Annotated in this window: 19 protein-coding genes; 13 read left to right on the forward strand and 6 right to left on the reverse strand. The window is 45.1% G+C overall.

Annotation, left to right across the window (positions count from 1 at the left end):
* Nucleotides 1-336 precede the first annotated feature (336 nt).
* Nucleotides 337-1,329, reverse strand: a complete 993-nt coding sequence (locus tag ACJJI4_RS17150) for a hypothetical protein (protein ID WP_444925907.1) — start codon at nucleotides 1,327-1,329, stop codon at nucleotides 337-339.
* A gap of 395 nt (nucleotides 1,330-1,724) precedes the next feature.
* Here ACJJI4_RS17150 and ACJJI4_RS17155 point away from each other — a divergent pair, with 395 nt between their 5' ends.
* Nucleotides 1,725-2,084 carry a hypothetical protein gene (locus ACJJI4_RS17155; RefSeq protein ID WP_444925908.1) on the forward strand — a complete coding sequence of 120 codons (360 nt, stop codon included), beginning with the start codon at nucleotides 1,725-1,727 and terminating at the stop codon, nucleotides 2,082-2,084.
* 126 nt (nucleotides 2,085-2,210) lie between these two features.
* Nucleotides 2,211-2,591: a DUF5329 family protein gene (locus tag ACJJI4_RS17160; protein WP_444925909.1), complete on the forward strand. Its 381-nt coding sequence runs from the start codon at nucleotides 2,211-2,213 to the stop codon at nucleotides 2,589-2,591.
* 131 nt (nucleotides 2,592-2,722) lie between these two features.
* Here ACJJI4_RS17160 and ACJJI4_RS17165 read toward each other — a convergent pair whose 3' ends face one another.
* Both ACJJI4_RS17165 and ACJJI4_RS17170 read right to left on the reverse strand, forming a co-directional pair.
* Complete coding sequence (locus tag ACJJI4_RS17165) at nucleotides 2,723-3,037, reverse strand: branched-chain amino acid transport AzlD family protein (protein ID WP_444925910.1); 315 nt, start codon at nucleotides 3,035-3,037, stop codon at nucleotides 2,723-2,725.
* Entirely contained in the window at nucleotides 3,034-3,756 is a 723-nt protein-coding gene (locus tag ACJJI4_RS17170; protein ID WP_444925911.1) for an AzlC family ABC transporter permease, read from the reverse strand. Before ACJJI4_RS17170 ends, ACJJI4_RS17165 begins: the two co-directional genes overlap by 4 nt.
* 598 nt (nucleotides 3,757-4,354) lie before the next feature.
* On the opposite strand from ACJJI4_RS17170, the gene ACJJI4_RS17175 reads away from it, so the two are divergent.
* On the forward strand, nucleotides 4,355-7,372 hold the full coding sequence (locus ACJJI4_RS17175) for a DUF2339 domain-containing protein (RefSeq protein WP_444925912.1): 3,018 nt from the start codon (nucleotides 4,355-4,357) through the stop codon (nucleotides 7,370-7,372).
* A gap of 145 nt (nucleotides 7,373-7,517) precedes the next feature.
* Nucleotides 7,518-10,718 (forward strand): DEAD/DEAH box helicase, encoded by a 3,201-nt coding sequence (locus tag ACJJI4_RS17180; protein ID WP_444925913.1) that lies wholly within the window; start codon nucleotides 7,518-7,520, stop codon nucleotides 10,716-10,718.
* 204 nt (nucleotides 10,719-10,922) lie between these two features.
* Here the strand turns inward: ACJJI4_RS17180 and ACJJI4_RS17185 are convergent, their stop codons facing one another.
* A complete protein-coding gene (locus ACJJI4_RS17185) occupies nucleotides 10,923-11,792 on the reverse strand; it encodes an alpha/beta hydrolase (RefSeq protein WP_444925914.1) in 870 nt (289 codons plus the stop codon).
* A 373-nt stretch (nucleotides 11,793-12,165) separates the two neighbouring features.
* Here ACJJI4_RS17185 and ACJJI4_RS17190 point away from each other — a divergent pair, with 373 nt between their 5' ends.
* From ACJJI4_RS17190 to ACJJI4_RS17210, 5 genes are all read left to right on the forward strand, one after another.
* Nucleotides 12,166-12,903 carry an OmpW/AlkL family protein gene (locus tag ACJJI4_RS17190; RefSeq protein ID WP_444925915.1) on the forward strand — a complete coding sequence of 246 codons (738 nt, stop codon included), beginning with the start codon at nucleotides 12,166-12,168 and terminating at the stop codon, nucleotides 12,901-12,903.
* A gap of 172 nt (nucleotides 12,904-13,075) precedes the next feature.
* Nucleotides 13,076-13,510 (forward strand): DoxX family protein, encoded by a 435-nt coding sequence (locus ACJJI4_RS17195; protein ID WP_444907274.1) that lies wholly within the window; start codon nucleotides 13,076-13,078, stop codon nucleotides 13,508-13,510.
* Between the two features lie 39 nt (nucleotides 13,511-13,549).
* Entirely contained in the window at nucleotides 13,550-14,521 is a 972-nt protein-coding gene (locus ACJJI4_RS17200; protein ID WP_444925916.1) for a glutathione S-transferase family protein, read from the forward strand.
* 101 nt (nucleotides 14,522-14,622) lie between these two features.
* A complete protein-coding gene (locus tag ACJJI4_RS17205; protein WP_444925917.1) occupies nucleotides 14,623-15,525 on the forward strand; it encodes a LysR family transcriptional regulator in 903 nt (300 codons plus the stop codon).
* 115 nt (nucleotides 15,526-15,640) lie between these two features.
* The gene (locus tag ACJJI4_RS17210; protein ID WP_444925918.1) at nucleotides 15,641-16,336 is read left to right on the forward strand and encodes a pirin family protein; all 696 of its coding nucleotides are present in this window, start codon (nucleotides 15,641-15,643) and stop codon (nucleotides 16,334-16,336) included.
* Between the two features lie 63 nt (nucleotides 16,337-16,399).
* Here the strand turns inward: ACJJI4_RS17210 and ACJJI4_RS17215 are convergent, their stop codons facing one another.
* Together ACJJI4_RS17215 and ACJJI4_RS17220 are read right to left on the reverse strand one after the other, a co-directional pair.
* The gene (locus ACJJI4_RS17215; RefSeq protein WP_444925919.1) at nucleotides 16,400-17,209 is read right to left on the reverse strand and encodes a right-handed parallel beta-helix repeat-containing protein; all 810 of its coding nucleotides are present in this window, start codon (nucleotides 17,207-17,209) and stop codon (nucleotides 16,400-16,402) included.
* A 573-nt stretch (nucleotides 17,210-17,782) separates the two neighbouring features.
* On the reverse strand, nucleotides 17,783-18,571 hold the full coding sequence (locus ACJJI4_RS17220) for a right-handed parallel beta-helix repeat-containing protein (protein WP_444925920.1): 789 nt from the start codon (nucleotides 18,569-18,571) through the stop codon (nucleotides 17,783-17,785).
* A gap of 348 nt (nucleotides 18,572-18,919) precedes the next feature.
* Here ACJJI4_RS17220 and mbhE point away from each other — a divergent pair, with 348 nt between their 5' ends.
* Genes mbhE through ACJJI4_RS17240 form a run of 4 tightly spaced genes read left to right on the forward strand, consistent with a single transcriptional unit; the run spans nucleotide 18,920 to nucleotide 23,499 of the window.
* A complete protein-coding gene (mbhE, locus tag ACJJI4_RS17225; protein ID WP_444925921.1) occupies nucleotides 18,920-21,205 on the forward strand; it encodes a hydrogen gas-evolving membrane-bound hydrogenase subunit E in 2,286 nt (761 codons plus the stop codon).
* Nucleotides 21,202-21,621 (forward strand): Na+/H+ antiporter subunit B, encoded by a 420-nt coding sequence (locus tag ACJJI4_RS17230; protein ID WP_444915528.1) that lies wholly within the window; start codon nucleotides 21,202-21,204, stop codon nucleotides 21,619-21,621. The genes mbhE and ACJJI4_RS17230 overlap by 4 nt, the downstream gene beginning before the upstream one ends.
* A gap of 1 nt (nucleotide 21,622) precedes the next feature.
* The gene (locus tag ACJJI4_RS17235) at nucleotides 21,623-21,997 is read left to right on the forward strand and encodes a Na+/H+ antiporter subunit C (RefSeq protein WP_444907269.1); all 375 of its coding nucleotides are present in this window, start codon (nucleotides 21,623-21,625) and stop codon (nucleotides 21,995-21,997) included.
* The gene (locus ACJJI4_RS17240; RefSeq protein WP_444925922.1) at nucleotides 21,994-23,499 is read left to right on the forward strand and encodes a Na+/H+ antiporter subunit D; all 1,506 of its coding nucleotides are present in this window, start codon (nucleotides 21,994-21,996) and stop codon (nucleotides 23,497-23,499) included. The genes ACJJI4_RS17235 and ACJJI4_RS17240 overlap by 4 nt, the downstream gene beginning before the upstream one ends.
* The last annotated feature ends 14 nt before the right edge of the window (nucleotides 23,500-23,513 follow it).

Here is a 23,513-nt window from a genome sequence, read left to right on the forward strand (position 1 = left end):
TTTTTATAAATATATCTAAAGTCTATCAGCGCTAGCCAAAAGGCATAAGCGCTTATTGATTAGAAATAGATAGCCTCAGAGAATTCTATTTTCTGGGGCTTTTTTTCAGACTACTCATAAGAAGTAATATTTTTAAGCTTTAAAGCTATACCTTTATCTTATGCAAACACTCATCACTCTGGTAAAAAAATATATTTATATCATCAGGTCGATGAGTAGACCGAACTAGACTTAGGTAAAATGTAAAACCCGAGAATTTAATAAGCCTCAAGTTTACAAGTATCTTAAGGCACCGTAAAACCATCAATATTACTAATTAGTTATATTAGTATAAGATCAAGCAGCCTTCTTTGATAAAGCTACCGCAATATTACTTATCGCAACTTCCATAGAAACTTTTCCATCCAAGTAAGGCTTCCAATACTTATCAAGAAGTACTTTGTAGTCCCAATGCCCGCTATACAGGCCACGTATTTCGGCATAAGGTACATACTCAGAGTCATCCTCGAATATCACTTTCTTAACTATTTCTCCAACGGTATAGAACTGTATCGGATGCCAAATTCCTTTATGACTGTCCAGCCCCAACCGACTAAACTCTGTATTAATAACCCGCTGCAACTTACTATTTCGACCTACTCCATTAGCATGAGAGATTTCATGGAAAAACATCTCAAGCGCATACCAATCACTATAATCTGAATAGGTACTATTAATAATCGTTTGAAAGCTTCTCCCAGAAGTAGTAGCGCCCTGGCGCATTCCAGGTTTGTAAACAATATTTATCGTATGCTCATCAAGAACCAGCTTTTCATCAAATAGCTTTTCCAAGCTGCTAGAAACCCTATCTCCATAAATATCAAGTTTACTTTTCAAATTCAGGTACCAATTAAGATTTCTCGCTTGATGGACCGGCCACAACTTGGCTTTATAAATAGTTGAGAGGTTATTTATATGTGTATATAGAACATTTTCCACAGAACCTTGTTTAACAGCGTGATGTGATAACAAGAGGGCAGTCAAATCTGAAATCTCAGAATTAGATCTGATAATATGTATGTTTTTGCCAGCGCCATATTTCCTATACTCGCCAATTACAAGGTCAAAAATCTCTTGCTCCTCAACAGAAAGAGTTCGCCCCTCTTTTAAATCATTATGTAAATCTTTATCTCTAGCTAATTCATATAAATAGAGGTGTAAATTTAGTAACAGCTCATTTTTAAATTTAACCGAATGCCAATTTTTCACTCCATTGACAACTGGCATCTCAGCAAGAACAGAACAAGACAGAGCGAAAATTACTAAAGCTAAGAATAAAAGTCGAAACATAACAATAGTACCATTTATTTTTAGTATATTTATATTTCAGAGATCATCAGATACTAATAAAAATACATAGTTCAATGTATTAGCCAATATATCAATACACTAGAACTTAATCTGTGTGGATATTCAAAAACCAGCTTAAGCGAAAATAGCTTATATCCTGCGGTTAACACTTTTTAAAGCTATCTATCTCAGCCAGAGGGATACTTTCACAAGTAATACTTTAACTGGCAGGATGGTTTTTAACCAAAAAGATGATTAAATAGGCAGCCAATCGCTTACTCCTATTGTTATAAAGACCACTTGCAGGACTCGTTGTTATTCTTCATGTAAAATACTTTAACCAAGTAGACTGTACTGTCTTATAGAAAACTACAATTTCCAGAGCCCAAAAAGAAATGAAGAACCTCTTGAGCATTATTACACTAGCCGTTGCTACTACTTCTTGTATGAAACTCGAGGTGCAGCCCGGCAACGTGATCGGGGACACGGTAGATGCGGGTAAAGAGGCGTTCCAAAGCATCAAGAGAAGCCGTAATGGTGAAGAAGAGAGAGACTTCTCTCATAAAATCAGCTACGACCCAGCTGTTTCTAATGCCTTCAACATTACCAACTGTAAGAAGGAAATGATGGAGGTGATCTCTGTCTCTGAACTTACCGTTTCACAAATTTTGACTGAATCCTCTGAAGTTGTTGGGGAGGAAGGTAGCAAGAGCGTACAATGCGCTGCAAAAGTGGTAGTAACTAAGAACAGCTAATGCACCGAACTCCAAGTCCAGAGTGCTGTGATTTTAGCTTCTTGTAGAGCCTCTCCAGGCTCTACATCACTTCTCTCATGCCCTCTATCGGGCTATCTGAATATCCCACAGCCAAAAAATAAAATAATGATTAAAAATCTCTCAACTATAGTTACTATTATCTCGCTAAGTATGTTCTCTACCCTGGCACAAGCAGATACAGCTATCAAGGAAATAAATCACCTAATAGAGTTTGTCTCTACCTCAGAGTGTACCTTTATCCGCAATGATAGCGAGCATACCAGCCAGGAAGCAGTGGAGCATATGGAGAAAAAATATAAGTATTTCTCCAACAAAATTGATAGCGCGGAGGATTTTATTAGGCTAAGTGCCACCAAAAGCACCTTTAGTGGCAAACCCTATCATATTCAGTGTACCGATAAGCCTAAAGAAGTATCCCAGCAGTGGCTTTTAGATGAGCTGGCGCGCTATCGTGACTCAGTTAAGTTAACGCCTGATAATACTTAGACCATTAATAGCAAGAAGAACAAATTTATTTAAACTGACACCTTAATTTGCCATCAAAAATTGGCCTAACCTAACTTCAGCCTAATAAACTTTCTGCCGAGTAGCTTTCGCTCTAAACAGTTAAAGCTCTTTCAGCTAAAAAAGAACTTCATCACTGAAAATGCAAATATACTAAGAAGGACAACGGCAAGGGTATTCTTAATCACGCAGCTAACTGAAATAGTAAAGAGACCTGCCACAAGGAAGGGGTTAGCCAGATCGGAATTTGAAAGCTCAACCTCTCCAAATACGATTGGAGCAGCCATTGAGGTCAATATACAGGGTGCAGTAAATCTTAAAAAACGTTGAGTATTATTGTTTAGCTTTATTGGAAGATTCTTTACAAAAAAAGCATAACGCATGTAAAAAGTAATGGTAGACATTGCTAAGATTGTATAAATACTCATACCTCTTCCTCCTCGGCCTTGTCTTCCAATAGATAACCTATGCACATACCCATCAATCCTGAAAAGAGTAACCCATTGGATACTGCATAAATATGAAACATTACAGAACTTACTGCCGAAATCAAAACAGCTATAAGAGTAGTCCTAGATTTAATATTTGGAACTACCATAGCAATAAAAGTTGCAGCAATTGCAAATTCCAATCCAAGCGCTTCTAGGTTTGGAATACTCTTTCCTGCAATAACGCCTGCAAAGGTGGATAAATTCCATATTAAGTAGAAGGTAAATCCGGACATTAACGCATATTCAAATGAAAAATATCCAAGTACTCTCTTTTTATTCTCTGCAACTGCAAACATTTCATCCGTAAGAAGAAAGGCAAATACAATTCGCTTGTATATAGGCAGCTTTAAAGCTTCATTTCTAAAAGTTGCTGAGTAGAGTAAATGGCGAGAACTTACAACTGCTGTACTACCAAGAATAGACGAAAGTCCACCGCCCACACCAATAATGGAAAGAGCCGACAACTGGGCTGCCCCGGCAAATACCAGCAAGGACATTAGCTGTGATTCTAGTGGACTCAAGCCCATTTTAATCCCTAAAGAGCCACAAAGAATCCCCCAGGGGATTACAGCTATTGCTAATGGCAAAGTATCAAGTATTGCTGCCATTACAAGTGAATGCGGTCTTTCTGTGGGAATGGCTCTTTGAACATCCATAATAATTACTGACAACTTTTACAATTTGGGAATATCTACTGTTCTACCTGATACAAAATCACAAAGTTACTTGAGGGATACACAATCGAGCATATGAAATTGACAACAACAAATGATTAACAACATGCGATATCTAGATCTTTGCAACCTAGCTTCCATATTTTTCGTGAAATATTTAAAGATGTTTAATCTTTTTTCTGGGGGAACTTATATATTTTGAATTACAGGGGGTCAAATGATTTTTCCACATTGAAATATTAAGTGCAAAAAAGTAAAAATATAGAAAAAGTAGTTTTGGTAAGCGCTATACAGTGAAAGAACTATCTTATCGAGACCTATCAAGTTTCTTGGTTGAGTGACAACAAACGATCTCCCCTGCCCCAATCACCGTAAAACAGACAGAACAAAAACAGCAATCTTCATTGTACTAAATCTTCCTACGATTTTATTAGTTGCCAACGAGGCAGTTGGCGAACACTTACCTGACAAACAGTGATACATTTATCAAAACTAATTGAATAGGTAGCCATAACCCTATAAATACTTGTTCCCTCAGTCAGGCCCAGGTAGCCTCGGAAAAAAGCATTTAGAGCAAGTTATGGAAAGTGAACTGCAATCACTTCGCGCGGAACTAGCCCTGCTGGAGAGAGACAATCGCCGTCGCATTGAGATATTCGAACAGCGGTTATCGGCTCTAGAAGCGCAGATACAGCAAGATACTGGGGATCAGTTGGCAAGTCAGCTCCCGACAGTGGATGAGCCTGAAGATGAGCTATCCCAATTAATGGGTACTCATCCCTCCAGATCCCCGTCGACAGAGCAGGCTACTCCCCCTCTTCCTGAAATTCCAACCCAGCCGGTAAGCACTATCACCACTGCTCCTAATATAGCCAGAAAGCCTAGTAGACAGGCCAAATGGCTATCTGAAGAGCTACCGAGCCTATTGGAACCTGCTCTGGAACCCATTAGCCGAGTATGGGGCTCCCTGATGAGTTTCTACCGGCACTACCAAAGCCAAGGGAAGGCTCCTGTCTTCTTTATGACCGCTGCCGGCATCCTGGCGCTGGTGTTTGGCTTTGCTTACCTGTTGCAGTTTTCCTTCAATGCCTATTTGGGGCCTGTAGGTAAAGTGACTTTGGGCTTCCTGATAGCAGCGGCGACTACTACTGGTGGGGTAATGTTCAGGCGGCGCATGCCCAACATGGCGGACTACGGCTCAGGACTAATCGCTCTCGGGGTCATACTGCTTTACTTATGTGGTTACTTTACTGGGCCTTACTATCAGCTGGTTCCGATTCCTATCGGTGTGGGGCTGCTTGTAGTAACTACCGGAGTTGCTTATTTACTCGCCCTACTATTCGAGACCCGAGTTGTTGCCATGGTGACTCTACTGGGTGGAGCCACGATGCCCTTGGTGGCCAATCATTTTGATCCATCCGCAGTTATTTATCTCAGCTACTTGTTGGTACTCGCGCTCGCAATGCTGCGTTTGTCCAAGTTGATTCAATGGCCTCAGCTGGCAGTGGTCACCATGGTGCTCAGCGCAGGGATGTTCGAGTTTTCAGTCGCAAACTTGGGCGAGTCTAGCTCAAACTGGGGTCTGTTACTGATACTGCATGGTTTCTTCTACGGGTTTGCCCATTACATACTGGGTGGGCTTAGTGGCAAAGAAATGGATAGGAGGCGCCTCGGTTTGCTGGTAGCAAACCTAGTACTATTTATTCATATTAGTTGGTCTCTAGCACCCACTGCTAATGCACTAGGTGTGGTTTGGTTACTCAACCTAACACCCTGGGCCGCGCTCGCCATCTACTCACGCCACCTGTTCGGCTACGATGTAAATAGTGCCTCGGCCCGCAGTATCCTCGCAATGGCTTTACTCCATGGGGGCTTGTTAACAGGCCTGGCAATTCTGGCACTCTGCAGCCCTGAATTTTTGGGCATTGTGTGGTGCCTAGAAGGCCTCCTGCTGATTTACCTTGGAATACATTTTGGTTTTGTCAGCGTGCGAACTGAGGGCTATATCGCTCTAGCCCTCGCCGGCGTAACCATATTCTTGCAAGCTCTCATATGGGTGGCTGAGAGCTTGGTTCCTGCTCCACTACTATTATCCTTAGAGGTGAGTGCAGGCTGGACTAACTGGCTGACCCTCAGTGCTGGGGCCTTTGCGCTCACCCAGCTATTACGCCGTAGTGCCGGTAAAATCACTCCAGCAGAACAACGTTTCACTTATATCGCAGATAATGCTTTCGGACTGCTTTTATCTGCGAGCTTCCTGCTATCGGTGGGTATTATCTGGCCGCAAGGGATATGGTTGCTAGCACCACTGCCAATGACTTTCCTGATCTGGCGTAGCCAGCGCATGAATTCAGCATTTAGCGAGTGGCTCGGTCTCTGGCATTACCTTCTATTGTTTGTCCCACTGTTAGCCAGTGCATCGGTTGTAGGCAACCTTCATTTCTACGATCAAATCCCCTACGGAAAAATCGCCAGTATTGAAGCTTTCCTGGGACTTTGGTTGCTTGCGGAGCTTTATCACCAGCTGAATATACAATCACCAGGGCAGAAGCTGGCATTGGCACTGCGTAAACTCTTTTACGCTTTACTGCCCATTATTGCCTTACCTACCATACTGTATAAGGCCAGTGACTACTTCACTGTTGCTATGTGGTTCTCGTGTGGTATTGCCCTATTCCTCTATAAATGGCTGCGGATGGAACATCTAAAACAAGAAGTTCGCATTTTGATTTCTGCTGCAAGCCTTATCACTATCGGCGGTTGTCTCCTACAGGAGTTTGTCGGCTGGCAGGGCAAGGCGATGGAGGGGCTATTGCTGGGAGTCGCCAGCTTCATAGGGCTCATATGGCTTGGCCAGGGCTTAAAGCGATACCCCGCAGGTAGGGAGTGGCAGCATGCTATTCACTGGGCGCTGAAGCCTGTATTCCCGATGGCCTTCTACTATTTTGCGGCAGTACTGATAGCTGTCAGTTACACTTTAACTCATGACTTTGTCCTGTCATTACTACTCACCCAGCTCTATTTTGGAAGCCTCTTTTTCAGCCAACCCAAGCTGGCACCAGTACGCAACCAGCTTACGCCCTTCTACATGCTGACACTGGGTATTTTTGAATTAATCACACTGATTCAAGTCGGAGCTGTCATTGTGAAATCGCACAATGCAGAGTGGATTGGAGCCTATAACCTAGTCTCTCTTGGCATCGCTGTCCTGCTGGTTTACCACAAAACCTTGCCTACGAGAGCCGTTTGGTCTGGTCATCGAATGGCAAATATGTGGCTGGTGCATGTTACCGCGATTTTTGTTTACGTAGCTCTATTAGCACAGCTATTTGATGCCATGTGGCTACCAGCAGTTTCCTTCGCTCTCGTTGTCCATGCAACCCTACTATTGTTCCAGACATTAAAGCCCGAAACCCAGAAGTTACTTAAGTTGTCACTAATTATCTACGGCATAGCTGCACTGAAGATTGTGCTCTGGGATATGCAGGACTTCTCACTAATACAGAAGATAGTCGTTTGTATGTTAGTGGGGCTGTGTATGCTGGGGGCGGCCTATCAGTACCAGAGATTCCTACCAAATAAAAGGCTGCCTGAATAGGCAGCCTTTTTTCCTTATCGACATAAATTTATTCAGAAATCCCTTAGCTATTAGTAAATTAAGCTCCTTAAAAGAGGGTATTATTAGAGCAAAGAATATTCTTCAAACCTCAACCGCCAGCCAGTAGTCATTACACAACCCAAAAATGAACAACCCTATCGATTTCAGTAGTATTTCCAATCAACTTCCCACTAATAGCCTGTCTAGAGGGAAAAATTACTTCCGGAATGGTTTTGTCGAAAGATTCAATATTTCTCAGGATGGCAAAACGATCACCGGGAAAGTGAAAGGCTCCTACTCTAGTCACTACCATCAGTATATATCGCTAACTGAAAATCCAATTTCGGGAACCTTTGAAATTGATGGAGAATGCTCCTGTCCAGTAGGGTACAACTGTAAACATGTAGCTGCAGTGCTAATAGCGGTAATTGCTGAGCATAAACGTCCATTAGGGCAACCATCAGTCAGTCGTACTTGGGACAACTGGCAACAAGGTGTAAAAGAAAAATATCGTGACTCCGAGCAGGACACATCATATAATCGCGACCTGCTATACACCTTGGACTGGAGTGATCAATATACCCCAGCTCATGCCCGAATTAGCGTATATTCAGCTCGACGCCTCAAGAAAGGCGGCTATGGAGCGCCTCAGCGCGAATACTTCCATATCAACAGTAGCCTCGCCACTTCAAAAGTCGACCAAAAAATATTCGGCCTTCAACAACTGCTTTCCCAGTCCTCGTTCAAAAAGAGCATTTCAGGAGAAGAAGGAGCAATGCTGTTGAGAAACCTACTAGCCAGTCAGCGTTTCTTCAGCGATATCGATTCCCTAACCCCGATTCATTGGGGAGAGGCAGTTAAATTGGAACTAAGTTGGAAGGAAAGTAAGAGTAGTGCACAGTTGCAATTAGATGTACCTGACCTCCCCGATGATTGGAAGCTCATACCTACCGAACCACCTTGCTATTATTCACCACAGGAAGACATCATTGGTCCCATCATCAGCCCGGTGGATGGGGAAGCGCTTAATGACTTTACAACCATGCCAGCCATTTCTAAAGATGAAATAGGCAATGCTATTACTTTCCTCAATAAACAATATGGCAGTGAACAATTACCCACGCCAAAGTCGGTGCCCATCATACCTGTGGATGATTTGTTACGGCCGGTATTAACCCTTAACTCAATTTCTATTCGAGAAGGAGCTGAAAGTCTCCATACAGCAAGTTTTCTTATTAAATATGGTCCGGTAGTAATCCGCGCGGAAGAAATTCTTACAGAGAATCGTCCTGAGACTAATATCTACCCCCAAAAAGATAAACTATATAAAGTAGAGCGAGACTTCAAACATGAAGCCGCCGTACTGAAGGATCTCTTGCAGTGGCAATTTAGCTTGGGGGCGGACGAAACTGGTGAACCCGTTTTATTCTTCTCCGATAGTGGGCCAGGCCAAACTCCTATTGAGCGCTGGCATGAATTTCTCAATGAGGGTATCCCAAGACTTGAGGAATCTGGCTGGATAGTTGAATTCGAGGATAACTTTTCTTTAAAAGTACACGAGATTGAAGATTGGGAATGGCAAACAGAGCAATCTTCCAACGACTGGTTTTCCCTTAGTGCAACTGTAGATATTGAAGGGCAGTCTATTCATTTAGCACCATTATTATTGCAATATTTGGAATCGGGGTATGTGGCTACAGACGAAGAAGACATATTGGTTCCCCTCGGCTCAGACCAGTATATCCGTCTACCCAGTGCACTATTTCACAACTTATTCGCAGTTTTAGAGGAGTGGTATGACAGCGAGTCCCAAAGCCTCAAAGTGCCCAGATTTGCTGTTCCGGAACTGCCTAATGCAACTTCAGCCTGGCAGGGCAATAAAGACTTAAAATCGCTCGCTAAAAACCTGCAAAAAGGCCCGCAAAGCGTAAAGCCACCCAGGGCCCTAAAGGCACAATTACGCCCCTATCAACAAACGGGTTTTGAGTGGCTGCAATACCTGCGTAAACTCAATATGAATGGCATCCTGGCCGATGACATGGGCCTGGGAAAAACTTTGCAGGGACTGGCCCATATCCTCAAAGAGAAAGAAAGCCGGCGCCTGGCCAAGCCTGCCCTGGTGGTTGTACCCACCAGCTTGGTAGGTAACTGGCTTAACGAGGCCCATCGCTTTGCCCCAACCTTAAAGCCACTACTACTTCACGGCAGTAACCGGCATGAGGATTTCCCCCTCATTCCCGAATCAGATCTGGTTATAACCACCTACCCCCTTATTGTGCGGGATAGCGAAATATTAAAAGAACATGACTTTCATTTATTGATCCTTGATGAAGCTCAGGTTATTAAAAACCCCAAATCGAAAGCGGCACAATTACTCCGCACTCTGAGTGCAAACCACAAAATGTGCCTAACGGGAACACCGCTGGAGAATCACTTGGGTGAGCTGTGGGCACTATTTGATTACCTGATGCCCGGCTTTCTACACAGCCAGAAAAGGTTCAATAGCCTTTATCGGAACCCCATTGAGAAGCAGGCTAATGAGCACAAGCAACAGACTCTGAACCAGAGAATCTCCCCATTTATTTTACGCCGCACCAAACAAGAAGTGGCCACAGAACTTCCCCCAAAAACAGAAATTATCCAACGGGTGACTTTCGATACCGCCCAAGCCGCGCTTTACGAAACCGTACGCTCGGTGATGGAGAAGCGGGTTAGGGACCTGATGAAGAAGAAAGGTCTAAATCGCTCTCATATTGAAATCTTGGATGCCCTATTAAAGCTGCGACAAATCTGCTGCGACCCCGCACTGGTCAAACTGGACAAGGCAAAAAAGGTTAAGCAATCGGCCAAGCTGGAAGCGCTGATGGATATGCTCCCGGAGATGGTGGAGGAAGGCCGCAAGATACTTTTATTCTCCCAATTTACCGAAATGCTCGGCAAGATTGAAACCGCCCTTGAAGAACAGGCAATACCCTATGTAAAACTCACCGGGCGCACGCGTAAACGCCAGGAAGCGATTGACGCTTTCCAGAAGGGTGATATTCCCGTATTCCTGATCAGCCTGAAAGCCGGAGGCGTCGGCCTAAACCTTACCGCTGCAGATACGGTCATTCACTACGATCCCTGGTGGAATCCGGCAGTAGAAAACCAGGCAACCGACCGCGCATATCGCATCGGCCAAGACAAGCCTGTCTTTGTATATAAATTTATCTGTGAGAATACCGTAGAAGAAAAAATAGTCGATATGCAGGCGCACAAGCAAGCCCTGGCTGATGCGATTTACAGTAAAGGTGGGAAAGATATAACTATGGATTCAGAGCAATGGTTATCATTGTTTGAGGGCTGATTTACGCGATAAAAAAATGAGTGGCAAGGTATGTCGTAGATAGAACCCCATCAGTCATATAATTTCGGTTTTATTGTCGGCTTCCATAAGCTTATTTATAACCAGCCCTCACAATAGGACAGCCTACGGCAGCTTTGAAGAAAATAATCAAGCGGAATTAGGGCAACCTAATTCCGCTATGCCTACTAATTTACAGTAAATTCGCTAGCTTACAAGTTTGGCCAAACCAGCTTCTTTTGTGCTTTCTTTACTCTTCTCGTAGTCCAAAAAATTCGTCACAGACTCTACTACCGAGGTATCCCAAACTATTTTCCGGTGTCCCACACCACTAATTTTGATCATCTCCGCTGCTGGCCAGGTTTTGTGAATTCTCTCTCCGTGAAAGATCGGCACTTCATCATCTTCAGTATCGTAAATCATCAGAAGCGGAGTCTCTTCCGGGGTATACATTTTACACTGTAACAATTCCTGCCAAGAGTATCCTATCTGGTCGGCAATCTTGTCTTGGCATATCTCGATAGTTTCAGGGCTTACCTTCAACAAATTTTTCATAATTTCAAGAATCGGCAGAGGTGCACTCGGTGAGCCAAGTACAGCATAACATTGAGCTTTAAGCCCAAATTCCCGTGCTCTCATCGTCATCATTCCACCCATCGAGTGGCCGACGACGGCAAATATTTCCGAAAACTGACTGGCCAGAGAATAAATATCTTTCGCCATAATATCGAAATTACAAACCTTTCCCTCGGAGTGACCATGAGCAGTAGCATCTATGGCTACCGCTTGGAAACCCTGATCGGCAATTGCCATTGCTAGGGTTGCCATTTTTGCGGCTTTGGCCTCCCAGCCGTGGCATAGAATCACTACGGGGCCCTCACCCCAGGACCAAGCTGTGTTTTCTGTACCTAAAGCACCCTGGTAGATAATCTTCCTGGCTTGGGCTAACTGCGCTTTCTCGCGTTCTGAATCTGGATAGTGCCTGGGCCGGGAGGCCATATACATCGCTATATTTGCTGATAATTTGGGGGATAGTCGCCCTGTGAGTTGCATTATTCCCTGTATTATCTTAAGCATATTATTAAATCTCTGATATCCCGTTTTATATGATCATTGATGGTGTTTAATACGCAATAGGAAAATTACACTGATCAATGGTCTCTGATGAGATTTCAACCTAAAAACATTCAATAATACAGGGCAATTTCATCCAACAGATTAACCGATTCGATGATTACTCTTCTTCTGAAATATTTTCCTAACGAAATAGGAAGTTTTTCCCAGAAGAGATCTTTATAGTTATATCAATAAAATACTGCGCCACCGCTTTTGTTATCTACATGCCCAGTCCCCCAAGACATCTACACTAATAATCTGGCAGTAGATTAGGGTTCTCCTACCCCTATCAGTTCTCCTACTTATACTCCACCGAATCTCTGGAAAGTTGGACATGAAAGGAATCAATCTGACAATAGTTTTTTGCATGGCACTATTGCTCACCGGCCATTCCGTGGCGGACTATCAAAAGGGAGATTTTATCGTTCGCGTTGGCGCAGCGGCCGTCGATCCAAACGACGATTCAGGCAGGCTTCGCCTCAATGGCACCCCCTTGGACTACACCCGGGTCTACGTGGATACCGGCTACTCCGCTAGCATCACTGGTACCTGGTTATTTGCAGACCACTGGGGACTGGAATTACTGGCAGCTATACCTTTCCGGCACGATCTTGATGTTCGCGGTTTACCGGACCCGGATACCGGTGATCCACTGGGTCGGGTATCCCTGGGTGACATCAAGCACCTTCCCCCAACCCTCAGCGTACAGTGGTATCCGGTATGCACCGAGTCCTGGGTACAGCCATATATTGGTGTGGGAATTAACTACACCCATTTCTTCGATGAAGATATCAGCCGCACGGCACAAAACTACTTCGATACGGCCCTGGGTGCAGACTCAAGAGCATCCCTGAGCCTGAGCAATTCCTGGGGCCTGGCAGGGGAAGTGGGCATAGATATTGCCTTTGGACGAGAGAGCAACTGGCTGTTTAATGCGGCCATCTGGTACTTGAGCATCGATACCAAGGCCAAAATTCGCTTCCGCACAGAAGATAACGACTACGACCGCATCAATGTCGATGTGGATATCGACCCTTGGGTTTACTCGGTGGGCATCGGTTACCATTTCTGAACTAAGGCCCTATTGCACCTAATGATAAGATAGGCTCAATAATTATTCTATTTTTTCGAATGGTTTGGTCGAATTTAACCAATTTTCATTCTATCGATCCTCTGTAAACTGCCTCTTACTCACAGCAGCGACTACTGAGTAGCGCAAAATTCACAGTTTTAGGAGCGATACCATGAGCACATCCACTTTATCCACAAGCGCCAATATCGACGGCAGCTCCCTGTTTTCCGCAAGTGCTGACTTGGCTGGCCGTATCAGCTTGGCGGCGATCTTCCTGTTGGCGGGAATGAACAAGATCCAAAATTATGAAGGCAGTGCACAGTACCTAGCCTATGGCGGTCTGCCAGAATTTCTGCTGCCCCTTGTTATTCTATTTGAAATAGGTGGTGCGCTCGCACTAGTCGCCGGCTTCCAGGTTCGCCTGACCGCCTTGGCGTTTGCTGGCTTTAGCTTAGTTACTGCTGTCTTGTTCCATAACAATCTGGGCGATCAGATGCAGTTTTTGATGTTCTTCAAAAACCTGGCGATTGCCGGCGGCTTTTTGGTAGTGGCAGCCCATGGCGCCGGGCGTTTCAGCTTGGATCACCGCAAAAGCACCAAGCAATAAATTCCTCTGGACCAGAAAATACCGATTGTGGAGTAAAAAATGGGACTGTTAGTCAATGGCCAGTGGCACGACCAGTGGTACGACACCGAGAATTCCGGTGGGAGCTTTAAGCGCGAAGCGGCGCAACTGCGCAATTGGGTGACTGCTGATGGCAGTGCAGGTCCCAGTGGTGACAGCGGCTTTAAGGCGGAGTCCGGCCGCTATCACCTGTATGTTTCACTGGCCTGCCCTTGGGCCCATCGCACCCTTATTTTCCGCAAGCTGAAGAAACTGGAAGAGCATATCGATGTTTCGGTAGTAAGCCCCGATATGCTCGATCAGGGATGGAGCTTTAACGTCGACGAAGGTAGCAGCGGGGACACTCTGTTTAGCTATCAGTTTATGCACCAAGTATACACTCGTAACAAGTCTGACTACTCGGGCCGGGTGACGGTACCAGTACTTTGGGATAAACAAAAAAACTGTATCGTTAGCAATGAGTCCTCTGAAATTATCCGCATGTTCAACAGCGCGTTTAATACCATTACCGGCGATACACAGGACTTTTTCCCCGAAGAGAAGCAGCAGGATATAGATACCATTAATCAACTGGTCTATGAAAATATAAACAACGGAGTTTATCGCTGCGGCTTTGCCACCACCCAGGAAGCCTACGAGAGTGCTTACTATAATTTATTCTCTGCTTTAGACCAGGTTGAGAAAATTTTAGGGGAACAGCGCTATCTGGTCGGAACAGAAATTACCGAGGCAGATTGGCGACTGTTCACTACCCTTATTCGCTTTGATGCTGTCTATCATGGACACTTCAAGTGCAACCGCCAGCGACTGGAGGACTTTCCTAACCTGCGTAACTATGTACGCGAGCTATATCAGTGGCCGAAAGTTGCTGAAACAGTAAATTTCCACCATATTAAACGTCATTACTACTTTAGCCATACATCGATCAACCCAACCCAGGTTGTACCTGTAGGGCCGGAAATCGATTACAACAGCTCTCACAACCGCAGCTAAAAACCCTTGCCTATTCAGCCTGGGCCAGTCAGGATATTCAGGGCTGCCCCAGGCTCCTTAAACCTTGGAACAGCCCTTCGCAGCCTTCAAAGAGTACCCAGATGCAAAAAACCACTCTGGAACAGTGGCGAATGTTTAAAGCTGTCGCAGATGCCGGCGGCTTTAATCAAGCCTCTTCCCACGTTCACAAAAGCCAGTCCAGTATTCACAATGCAGTTAGCAATCTGGAAGCTGCACTCGGCGTAAAATTGTTTGAAGTCTCGGGTAGAAAAGTGGTAATTACTGAAGCCGGTAATTTAATGCTACGCCGGGGCCAATACCTACTGGATGAAGTCTCACGTATTGAGGATATTGCCGGCTCCCTTAACCGGGGAGTGGAATCCGAGCTGCGTATTGCCGTAGATGGCGCCTTTCCCCAAAGTGTCGTTTTTCAGGCTCTGGAGAGAGTTTCCGCAATTTATCCACAAGTGAATATTGATATCGTTGATACAGTACTATCCGGCACTAATGAGTTGATCCAGGAGGGGCTGGTAGATCTGGGACTTTCCGCCTTCCGCATGAAGAATGCCCTCAACGATGAGATTTGTCGTATCGAATTTGTGGCTATAGCCCATAAGAACCATCCACTACATCAGCTGGGATACGAGCTGAGTTATGAAGACTTGAAGTCTTATCGCCAGATTATTGTGCGGGACTCCGCACTACAGACCAATAGGGATTCCGGCTGGCTGGGGGCAGAGCAACGCTGGAAAGTGGGCAGTTTACGGGCATCCGTGGATTTAATTGTACAGGGGCTGGGGTTCGCCTGGCTGCCTTTGCCAATGGTCTCAACACTACTCGAGAATGGCACTTTAAATCGACTCCCCTTGAAAAATGGCGGAGTGCGGTCCAGCAGTTTTTACCTGAACTTTAAAGACCAGGATAAATTAGGCCCCGTGGCGAGGGAGTTTATTGGCGAGCTTCGATTACTCACTTTAGATATGCCCACCTCTGAGGAAGGCTGATTATTCTATTGATACGAATAATAAGCTTCTTTTTATCCAATGTTTCTTTATATCGCAGAAGACTAACATAGCCCTAACATTCTATTTACTGCACTAATAGGAGTAGGAGCTGGCTATGTATTATTTCAGACCGTCACAGGAACGCGGTCAAGCCCGCTTTGGCTGGCTGGACAGCAAACATACCTTTTCATTCGGACACTATTACGACCCAAACCATATGGGTTTTTCTGCACTGCGCGTTATCAACGATGACACAGTAAAAGCAGGGGCCGGGTTTGACTCCCATGGACATCGGGATATGGAAATTATTTCCTATATTCTTGAAGGTGCTATCGAACATCGGGATAGTGAAGGTAATCACTTTGTCGTTCCTGCTGGTGAAGTTCAAAGAATGAGTGCGGGTAAAGGTATTACTCATTCAGAGTACAATCACTCAAAATCAGAAAACCTGAGGTTCTTACAAATCTGGGTTCATCCAAATCAGAGGGGTATTCAACCTGCCTACGAGCAAAGGACAATAAACCAAACGAGCATGCTGACCCCATTGGTAACACCCAGTGGTCGAGATAATTCGCTAAAGATCCATCAGGATACCAGCCTATATCGTCTTCAAATAGAGCCTGGAGAGATTCTACAACTGGATACATGGCAGCGCCCTGGCTACCTACATATCATAGATGGAGACATCATTATTATAAATTATCGCCGGTTAAGTGCCGGGGATGGTCTAGGCATATTTAAAGAAATAATAAGGCTAAAAGCAGCAACAGATGGAGCAACGGCATTATGGTTTGATTTGCCTATAGTCTAATATTCATAACCTCACTAGGCCTGCTGGCCCATAGAGCAGGGCCACCCCCCCTGATAATACTAACTAATTAATACAAGTATCATTTGCATCTTCAAAAACATTTGAAATCCAAATGCTGCCAGAACACGGAGGCACGTTTTGATCGTTTAAATCATTCCCAGTATTGCCTTTCGCGGTATTACCAACAACCAATACATTCATTTGATTGTAAGCTTCCAGCAAGATGCCATTAGTACCGTTATCATTTGCTGTATTTCCGGAGATAGTCGTGTTATTTGATCCGAAAACTACGATACCACTCACAACATTAGAGCTTACTGTATTTCCATTTACGACACTTCCACTTCCAACAATTTCTATACCAGGAAGTGCATTTGAGTTCATTTGCGAATTAATCACTTGATTATAATCACCCAACATTCTGAGGCCTATACCGGAATTGATGTCTGAGGTAGAGTCCAAGATAAGGTTAGCAGCACTCGTAAGTGTTATTCCCGAAAGCGTATTATTAGTGGAATTGATTCCCTGTATGAAGTGTGATCCGGTTCCCTGAGCATTAACACCCGTTTCACAATTTTCAATGGACCCTGTGCCTGTTGTGTCACTTAGAATTCTTCCAATTCCAGTTAAGCTCACCCCAGTTCCGGTCCCATCGCAGCTAATCGAGAAGCCATTTAAATCCAAAGATCCTGCATCAGTGATAGTAACAGCGGGACTTATAGCACATGCAACAATAGATGCATCCAGAGTCTCTGGAGTAGTAACCGTGTCACCGCAGCTTACCGCGAAGGCGGCACCCGCCAGTGAAAAAGCTGAAACACCAGATATCGTTAAAAGCGTCAATCTTGCGAGGTTAGCACATTCAGTTTTCATATCATCTCATCCATTCATAATTAATTACTACAAAGCCTGTAATTTTCGAGGCTATTGATAGTGTGATAGAGAGCTAGGATTTATCTATGGGGTCTCTTTCCCAATTAAACGTGAATTAAATGTCTCGGAAAGCGAATGAAAAATACGCCCCACACAAGATGATCATTCCTAGTGGTAGTATTCGGAATTCTGAATACTACCACTAGGAGACCTGCCAATATTTGAAGAGTTGATCTATTATGATATGCCATTTCCAGATCTCGGAATCGATTACTTTAAAAATGGCCAACTTATTATCCAATACCTAGATCCCCCCCTAACTGCAACCTTTAACGCCTACCCTTAAAAAGGCGGCGTTCGGACCTACAGCTTTTACCCGAACTTTAAAGATCTCGATAAACAGGAGTCTTTGAAATATAGATTTTGGCGAGTTAAGCTTGCCAACAAGTTATATAGATACTGCTGTCCCAATGTGACATAGAAATTAGCTTATTTTTATGTCTTGCAATAACACCTAAACTTGCGTCAACCAAACCAAATACATCTGCAAAGAATATCACCCCCATAACCCTCCTATTGGATACATGAATCATTAGAGCTACCAAAGGTATTTGAAATCCATACATTATTCACACAGGCAGGATTATTTTGGTCCCTAAGGTCCGTATTACCACTATCATTCACTTCATTTCCTGTAATAACATTACCATGCTGATTATCTGCCTCTAATAGAATTCCATTTGTTCCATTTTCATCCAATAAATTCCCAACAATTAGGTTATTATCTGCATCTAAAATAACAATTCCGTTATCATCATTGAGTTGATATTCATTTGAATTTATTACATTGCCATCTCCAGAAACCTCCATACCAGAAGAATTATTAGCGCTTATTTCTGCATTTATTACCTGGTTAAAGTCACCCAATACCCGAACACCTACACCGGAATTAAAACTTGAGAATAAATCCAAAACAACATTATTGTTACTTGTAAGTGCAACACCATAATTAGAATTACTCATGACACTTACATTTTGAATAAAATGCGCTCCAACCCCTTCAACGGAAACACCTGTTGCACAGTTCTCTATAAACCCTCCCCCCTCTGAATTACTCAGAATCCTTCCAGCACCTTGCAGATTTACGCCCACCCCAGAACCATTACAGCTAATTGAGTAACCATTTAAATCCAATGATCCAGCATCAGTAATGGTGACCGCAGGGCTGACGGCGCATGACTCTATCGCCCCTTCCAAAATTTCCGGTACAGTTACAACATCCCCACAGCTCACAGCAGAAACACCACTGGACAGAAAAACAGCAGAAGCTCCCACTGCAGCTAAGCATGCCAATTTCAACATATCTATTCTCCTATGCTATATTCCACGATTCTTCATTGTGCATAAATACTTGCGATTCAATAACAGGAACAGTGTGAGGGGAATAGGGTATTTATCTATAGGATATTTTTCTTAATTATTAATCCAAGTGACTGGATAAAACTATAAGAATACAAATCCACTGCCGCCTTTAGCATTAATCATCATACTCTTTCGAGATCCCGGTTTGACCTCTCAGGTTATTCACCTGATACGGACAATCAAGAGTAATTTGATCCTAAGCACTCTACCTCAGGAATAACACCTAAACTATTACCCTGGCAGTGAATCACTGCTGTATACAGGCATCGAGTCACCAGGGATAAAATAATGGGATCAGCAGGCGACATGGAAAGTCGCAGTGGCGATAAAAAAACGCCGGGAAGATGGATCTCCCTGCTTTCTCCGATTCCTCCGGCCATTATCGCCTTGTCATTGCTTTTTCATCTGCCCGATATTTCCGCTGGTAGAGAGTTTTCTTTTGGCATTAGCTGGGTTCCAGAACTTGGCGTATCCCTACGCTTCTATATTGATGGCCTCAGCTTTTTATTTGCCTTATTAATCAGCGGTATCGGTTTTTTTATCACCATTTACGCCGCTGAGTATTTACGCGGCAATCCACTATTGCGGCGTTTCTTCCTCTATCTCTATCTCTTTATGGTCGGAATGCTGGGTTTGGTATTGGCATCCGATCTCATTACTTTATTTGTGTTTTGGGAAGTGACGACGGTCGCAAGTTACCTCCTGATTGGCTTTAACCACTCCAGTGCTGTTGCACGACGCTCAGCTTTACAGGCTTTACTAGTGACCGCCTTAGGGGGGCTTTGCTTACTAACCGCTTTCCTATTAATGGGAGAGATTGTCGATAGCTATGATCTTGAAGAGTTGTTAATAAAAGGAGAACAGATTAAATCCAGTTCACTGTATCTTCCTATCTTGATACTGGTGCTTATCGGAGCATTTTCAAAGTCGGCACAATTGCCCTTCCATTTTTGGTTGCCCAATGCCATGGCGGCGCCAACACCGGTGAGCGCATATCTACATTCCGCCACTATGGTCAAAGCCGGTATTTACCTTCTTGCGCGCCTACATCCGGTACTGGCTCACACTGAATACTGGGAGTGGATTTTAACCTGCACCGGTATTGCCACTGCCGCAGTAGCGGCATTGGCCGCCCTGCGTCAAACAGACCTGAAACTGGCCCTCGCTTATACCACCGTTATTGCCCTCGGCACTATCACCATGTTTCTGGGTTCTGATGCTTCAGCTGCCGTCGCCGCTGCAATTACTTTCTTGCTGGTTCACTCTTTTTATAAAGCCGCACTGTTTATGGTGGTGGGCATTATCGATCGGCAAACAGGTACCCGGGATTTAACCAGGCTGCACGGTCTGGCGAAATTATTGCCCTTTGCTTTTATAGCTGCACTGGCTTCAGCCCTATCCATGGCAGGATTCCCGCCGTTCCTTGGATTTATTGGTAAAGAGCTTAAATATGAAGGTGCACTGGCGGTAGCTTCAGAGCCCGCACTGGTGGGCACAGCAGCAATTTTTGCCAATGCGGTAACGGTGACAGTAGCCGGCATGGTGGCCATCAAACCCTTCTTTGGCCCTCCCCCCAAAGATGCCAGTCGTATTCGCTGGGCACCTCCTGGTTTGTGGATAAGCCCACTGGTTTTAAGCGCCTTCGGCCTCACATTTGGTTTGGCCCCGGACTTAGTCGGTGGCGGACTGGTGGAACCGGCACTGACAGCGATACTTGGCCTTCCGGAAACCATCGACCTGAAACTCTGGCACGGTATTAACATTCCGCTCCTGATGAGCATTCTTACTTTTGTGCTCGGGGTGATTATGTATGTCAATTTAAAACGTATGCGTGCCTGGCTAAACTGGGACTTTACCCATGCGCCAACTAGCGCCGATCTACTGTGGGATAAATCCTTAGAACTATTAAAAGCTTTTGCCGCACTGCAAACACGCATATTGCAAAATGGAATTATGCGTCGTTATCTCACGGTCATTTTTGTTACGCTCTCGATGGCCCTTTTTTATGCCTTTGTTCATACCGGCCACTTCTCACTGGAATACACTGCGCCACGACTTAATTTAAAAGAGTGGGCAGCCATACTGCTGACGGTAGGAGGTACATTTACTGCGGGTTTTGCGCGTAAACCTCTGACTGCCATTTGCGCTCTCGGCGCTCTCGGTGTGGGTATCGCTCTAATTTACCTCTTCTTTGGTGCACCGGATGTGGCCATTACACAGATTCTGGTGGAAACACTCTATTTAGTATTAATTGCTGCGATTCTTCCACGTCTGCCCGTATTTACCCCCGGAAAGAAGGAAGGCTTTCGTCCCAGGGATGCACTGCTCGGTGCCACAGTTGGCCTTTTATTTACCATTAGCATTCTGGTGGTTCTGCAAACCCCATTCGAGAGCCCTGTGAGTGAATTTTACAAGGAAGCTGCTGTACCCGAGGCCCATGGGCGCAATATCGTCAATGTCATTCTGGTGGACTTCCGGGCCCTGGATACTTTCGGGGAGATTATTGTGGTGTTTACCGCGGCTGTCGCTGCGGTGACCTTACTCGGTCATCATTTAAGACGGGGCAAGCAGTGAATTCTATTATCCTACAGACAGCGACCCGTGTGTTGGTAGCCCTGATCTTGGTCTTCTCCATTTATATGCTGTTGCGTGGACACAATTATCCCGGAGGCGGATTTATTGCTGGATTAATTGCCGCTTCTGCTTTTGCCTTATTTGCCATGGCTTGGGGTATGGAGGCGGCACAAAGTGCTCTGCGCATACCTCCAGGGACCCTCGCTGCCTGGGGAGTTGTCATCGCCGGATTATCTGGATTGATGGCTCTATTTTGGGGAGACGGTCCCTTTTCCGGACAGTGGTTTGCCATAGTAGGCAGCAAGGAAGATGGCGGAATCATTATCAGCAATCTTTTGTTTTTTGATATTGGGGTTTACCTGACAGTACTTGGAGCCGTTCTCACACTCATTTTTGCCTTGGAAGAGGCCAGTTGATATGGAGTCTCCCCTCGCCGTTGTCGTCGGTATTCTGATTGCTACCGGCGTATATTTAATGCTTGCCCGCCATCTCTTGCACTATCTATTTGGCTTGGTACTAATTAGCAATGCCGCCAACCTGGCAATTTTTATCGCCGGGCGGTTGACTCGCGCCTCACCACCCCTGGTACCCGAGGGCCAGGAAGCCCCGCAAATTATCGTTGCCAACCCCCTACCCCAGGCCCTGATCCTAACTGCGATCGTAATTGGCTTTGGCCTGCTGGCCTTTGCCCTGGCCCTAATCGCCCAGGCTTACCGTGAGCTGGGCACATTGGATGTGGATAGCATGCGTATTGCCGAGCCTGTCAAACCCAAGAGGAAGAAGACTACTTGAGTTGGTTATTGGCCCTGCCATTCCTAATCCCTATCGCCACGGCGTTAATCACATTTCCCGCTCGAGGCCGTAGATACCTTTGCTCTGGTATTTCGATATTGGGGTGCCTTACCGCCCTTTGCATTAACCTTTATATTCTTGTCCTGGTAGAAAGCCAGGGCCCTCAAGCTGGGCAAATGGGAGACTGGCAGGCTCCCTTCGGCATCACATTGGTCGCCGATCGGCTCAGTGCGGTAATGCTGTTGATCAGTGCCATCGTGGGTTTGTGTGTCTCTCTATTTGCCATTTCAGATATCAGTGAGAAACGGGTGAAACTTGGCTTTCACAGTTTCTTTCAACTGCTATTGGCCGGTGTTAGCGGTAGCTTTATCACCGGCGACCTATTTAATTTGTATGTGTGGTTTGAGGTGATGCTGATTGCCTCTTTCGCACTGCTGGTACTGGGGGGGGAAAAAATACAGCTGGACGGTGGCATCAAGTATGTAGCATTAAACCTTGTATCCACGCTGTTGATGCTGACCTCTATCGGGTTGCTTTATGGACTCACCGGCACCCTTAATATGGCGCAGCTGCATATTTCTTTGGCCGAGGTACAAAACCCCGTCGCGATTTCGACATTGGCAGTTATTTTTATCTGCGCTTTTGGAATTAAGGCGGCAATATTTCCACTCTTTTTCTGGTTGCCCGCGTCATACCATGTTCCACCGGTCGCTGTAACCGCTGTATTTGCCGGTCTTCTGACCAAAGTCGGCGTCTATGCGCTAATTCGCACCTTTACTTTAATATTTCCCAATGATTTGGAGTTCACCCGGGATATTTTATTGGGAGCTGCATTACTCACCATGCTGACGGGTGTTTTGGGCGCAGCAGCACAGTACGAATTCCGCAAGATACTCGCATTCCATATCATCAGCCAGATTGGATTCCTGGTATTGGGATTAGCACTGAACAGCCCTTTAGCATTGGCCGGATCTGTGTTCTACATGGTCCACAATATTGTAGCAAAGACAAATTTATTCCTGATTAGCGGTACTGCCCAGCGCCTTACTGGCAGTTATGAACTCAATGAAATTGGTGGTTTATATCGCGCCAGCCCACTTCTCTCTACTTTCTTTTTTATCGCCGCATTTAGCTTAGCGGGGTTCCCACCATTATCTGGATTCTGGGCGAAACTGCTATTAGTTAAAGCAAGTCTCGACCAGGCCGCCTATATCGTCGCTGCAGTCGCATTGATTACCGGGGCGCTTACCCTGTTTTCAATGAGTAAAATATGGGCAGAGGCATTCTGGAAGCCACACCCCCAGGAGCACTGCAAAAATTTATATAGCCTCAGCGGCGCAGAACGCTTCCAGCGGCTGTTACCAGTCGCGTTATTGGCATTAATCACTTTGGCTTTGGGATTGGTTCCCGAGCCTTTTATCGAATACTCCCTGGGGGCTGCCGGAGAGTTATTGGAGCCTGATGATTACCTGAACGCCGTGTTACCAGGTACCACTCATTAACTTTGGGATGGATA

It is taken from the genome of Microbulbifer maximicatervae (SeqCode) (assembly GCF_052467305.1).

What these genes read in the sequence shown, in the direction of transcription:
- ACJJI4_RS17150 (WP_444925907.1), bottom strand. Translation starts at nt 1,329, where the DNA reads ATGTTTCGACTTTTATTCTTAGCTTTAGTAATTTTCGCTCTGTCTTGT.
- ACJJI4_RS17155 (WP_444925908.1), top strand. Translation starts at nt 1,725, where the DNA reads ATGAAGAACCTCTTGAGCATTATTACACTAGCCGTTGCTACTACTTCT.
- ACJJI4_RS17160 (WP_444925909.1), top strand. Translation starts at nt 2,211, where the DNA reads ATGATTAAAAATCTCTCAACTATAGTTACTATTATCTCGCTAAGTATG.
- ACJJI4_RS17165 (WP_444925910.1), bottom strand. Translation starts at nt 3,037, where the DNA reads ATGAGTATTTATACAATCTTAGCAATGTCTACCATTACTTTTTACATG.
- ACJJI4_RS17170 (WP_444925911.1), bottom strand. Translation starts at nt 3,756, where the DNA reads ATGGATGTTCAAAGAGCCATTCCCACAGAAAGACCGCATTCACTTGTA.
- ACJJI4_RS17175 (WP_444925912.1), top strand. Translation starts at nt 4,355, where the DNA reads ATGGAAAGTGAACTGCAATCACTTCGCGCGGAACTAGCCCTGCTGGAG.
- ACJJI4_RS17180 (WP_444925913.1), top strand. Translation starts at nt 7,518, where the DNA reads ATGAACAACCCTATCGATTTCAGTAGTATTTCCAATCAACTTCCCACT.
- ACJJI4_RS17185 (WP_444925914.1), bottom strand. Translation starts at nt 11,792, where the DNA reads ATGCTTAAGATAATACAGGGAATAATGCAACTCACAGGGCGACTATCC.
- ACJJI4_RS17190 (WP_444925915.1), top strand. Translation starts at nt 12,166, where the DNA reads ATGAAAGGAATCAATCTGACAATAGTTTTTTGCATGGCACTATTGCTC.
- ACJJI4_RS17195 (WP_444907274.1), top strand. Translation starts at nt 13,076, where the DNA reads ATGAGCACATCCACTTTATCCACAAGCGCCAATATCGACGGCAGCTCC.
- ACJJI4_RS17200 (WP_444925916.1), top strand. Translation starts at nt 13,550, where the DNA reads ATGGGACTGTTAGTCAATGGCCAGTGGCACGACCAGTGGTACGACACC.
- ACJJI4_RS17205 (WP_444925917.1), top strand. Translation starts at nt 14,623, where the DNA reads ATGCAAAAAACCACTCTGGAACAGTGGCGAATGTTTAAAGCTGTCGCA.
- ACJJI4_RS17210 (WP_444925918.1), top strand. Translation starts at nt 15,641, where the DNA reads ATGTATTATTTCAGACCGTCACAGGAACGCGGTCAAGCCCGCTTTGGC.
- ACJJI4_RS17215 (WP_444925919.1), bottom strand. Translation starts at nt 17,209, where the DNA reads ATGAAAACTGAATGTGCTAACCTCGCAAGATTGACGCTTTTAACGATA.
- ACJJI4_RS17220 (WP_444925920.1), bottom strand. Translation starts at nt 18,571, where the DNA reads ATGTTGAAATTGGCATGCTTAGCTGCAGTGGGAGCTTCTGCTGTTTTT.
- mbhE (WP_444925921.1), top strand. Translation starts at nt 18,920, where the DNA reads ATGGGATCAGCAGGCGACATGGAAAGTCGCAGTGGCGATAAAAAAACG.
- ACJJI4_RS17235 (WP_444907269.1), top strand. Translation starts at nt 21,623, where the DNA reads ATGGAGTCTCCCCTCGCCGTTGTCGTCGGTATTCTGATTGCTACCGGC.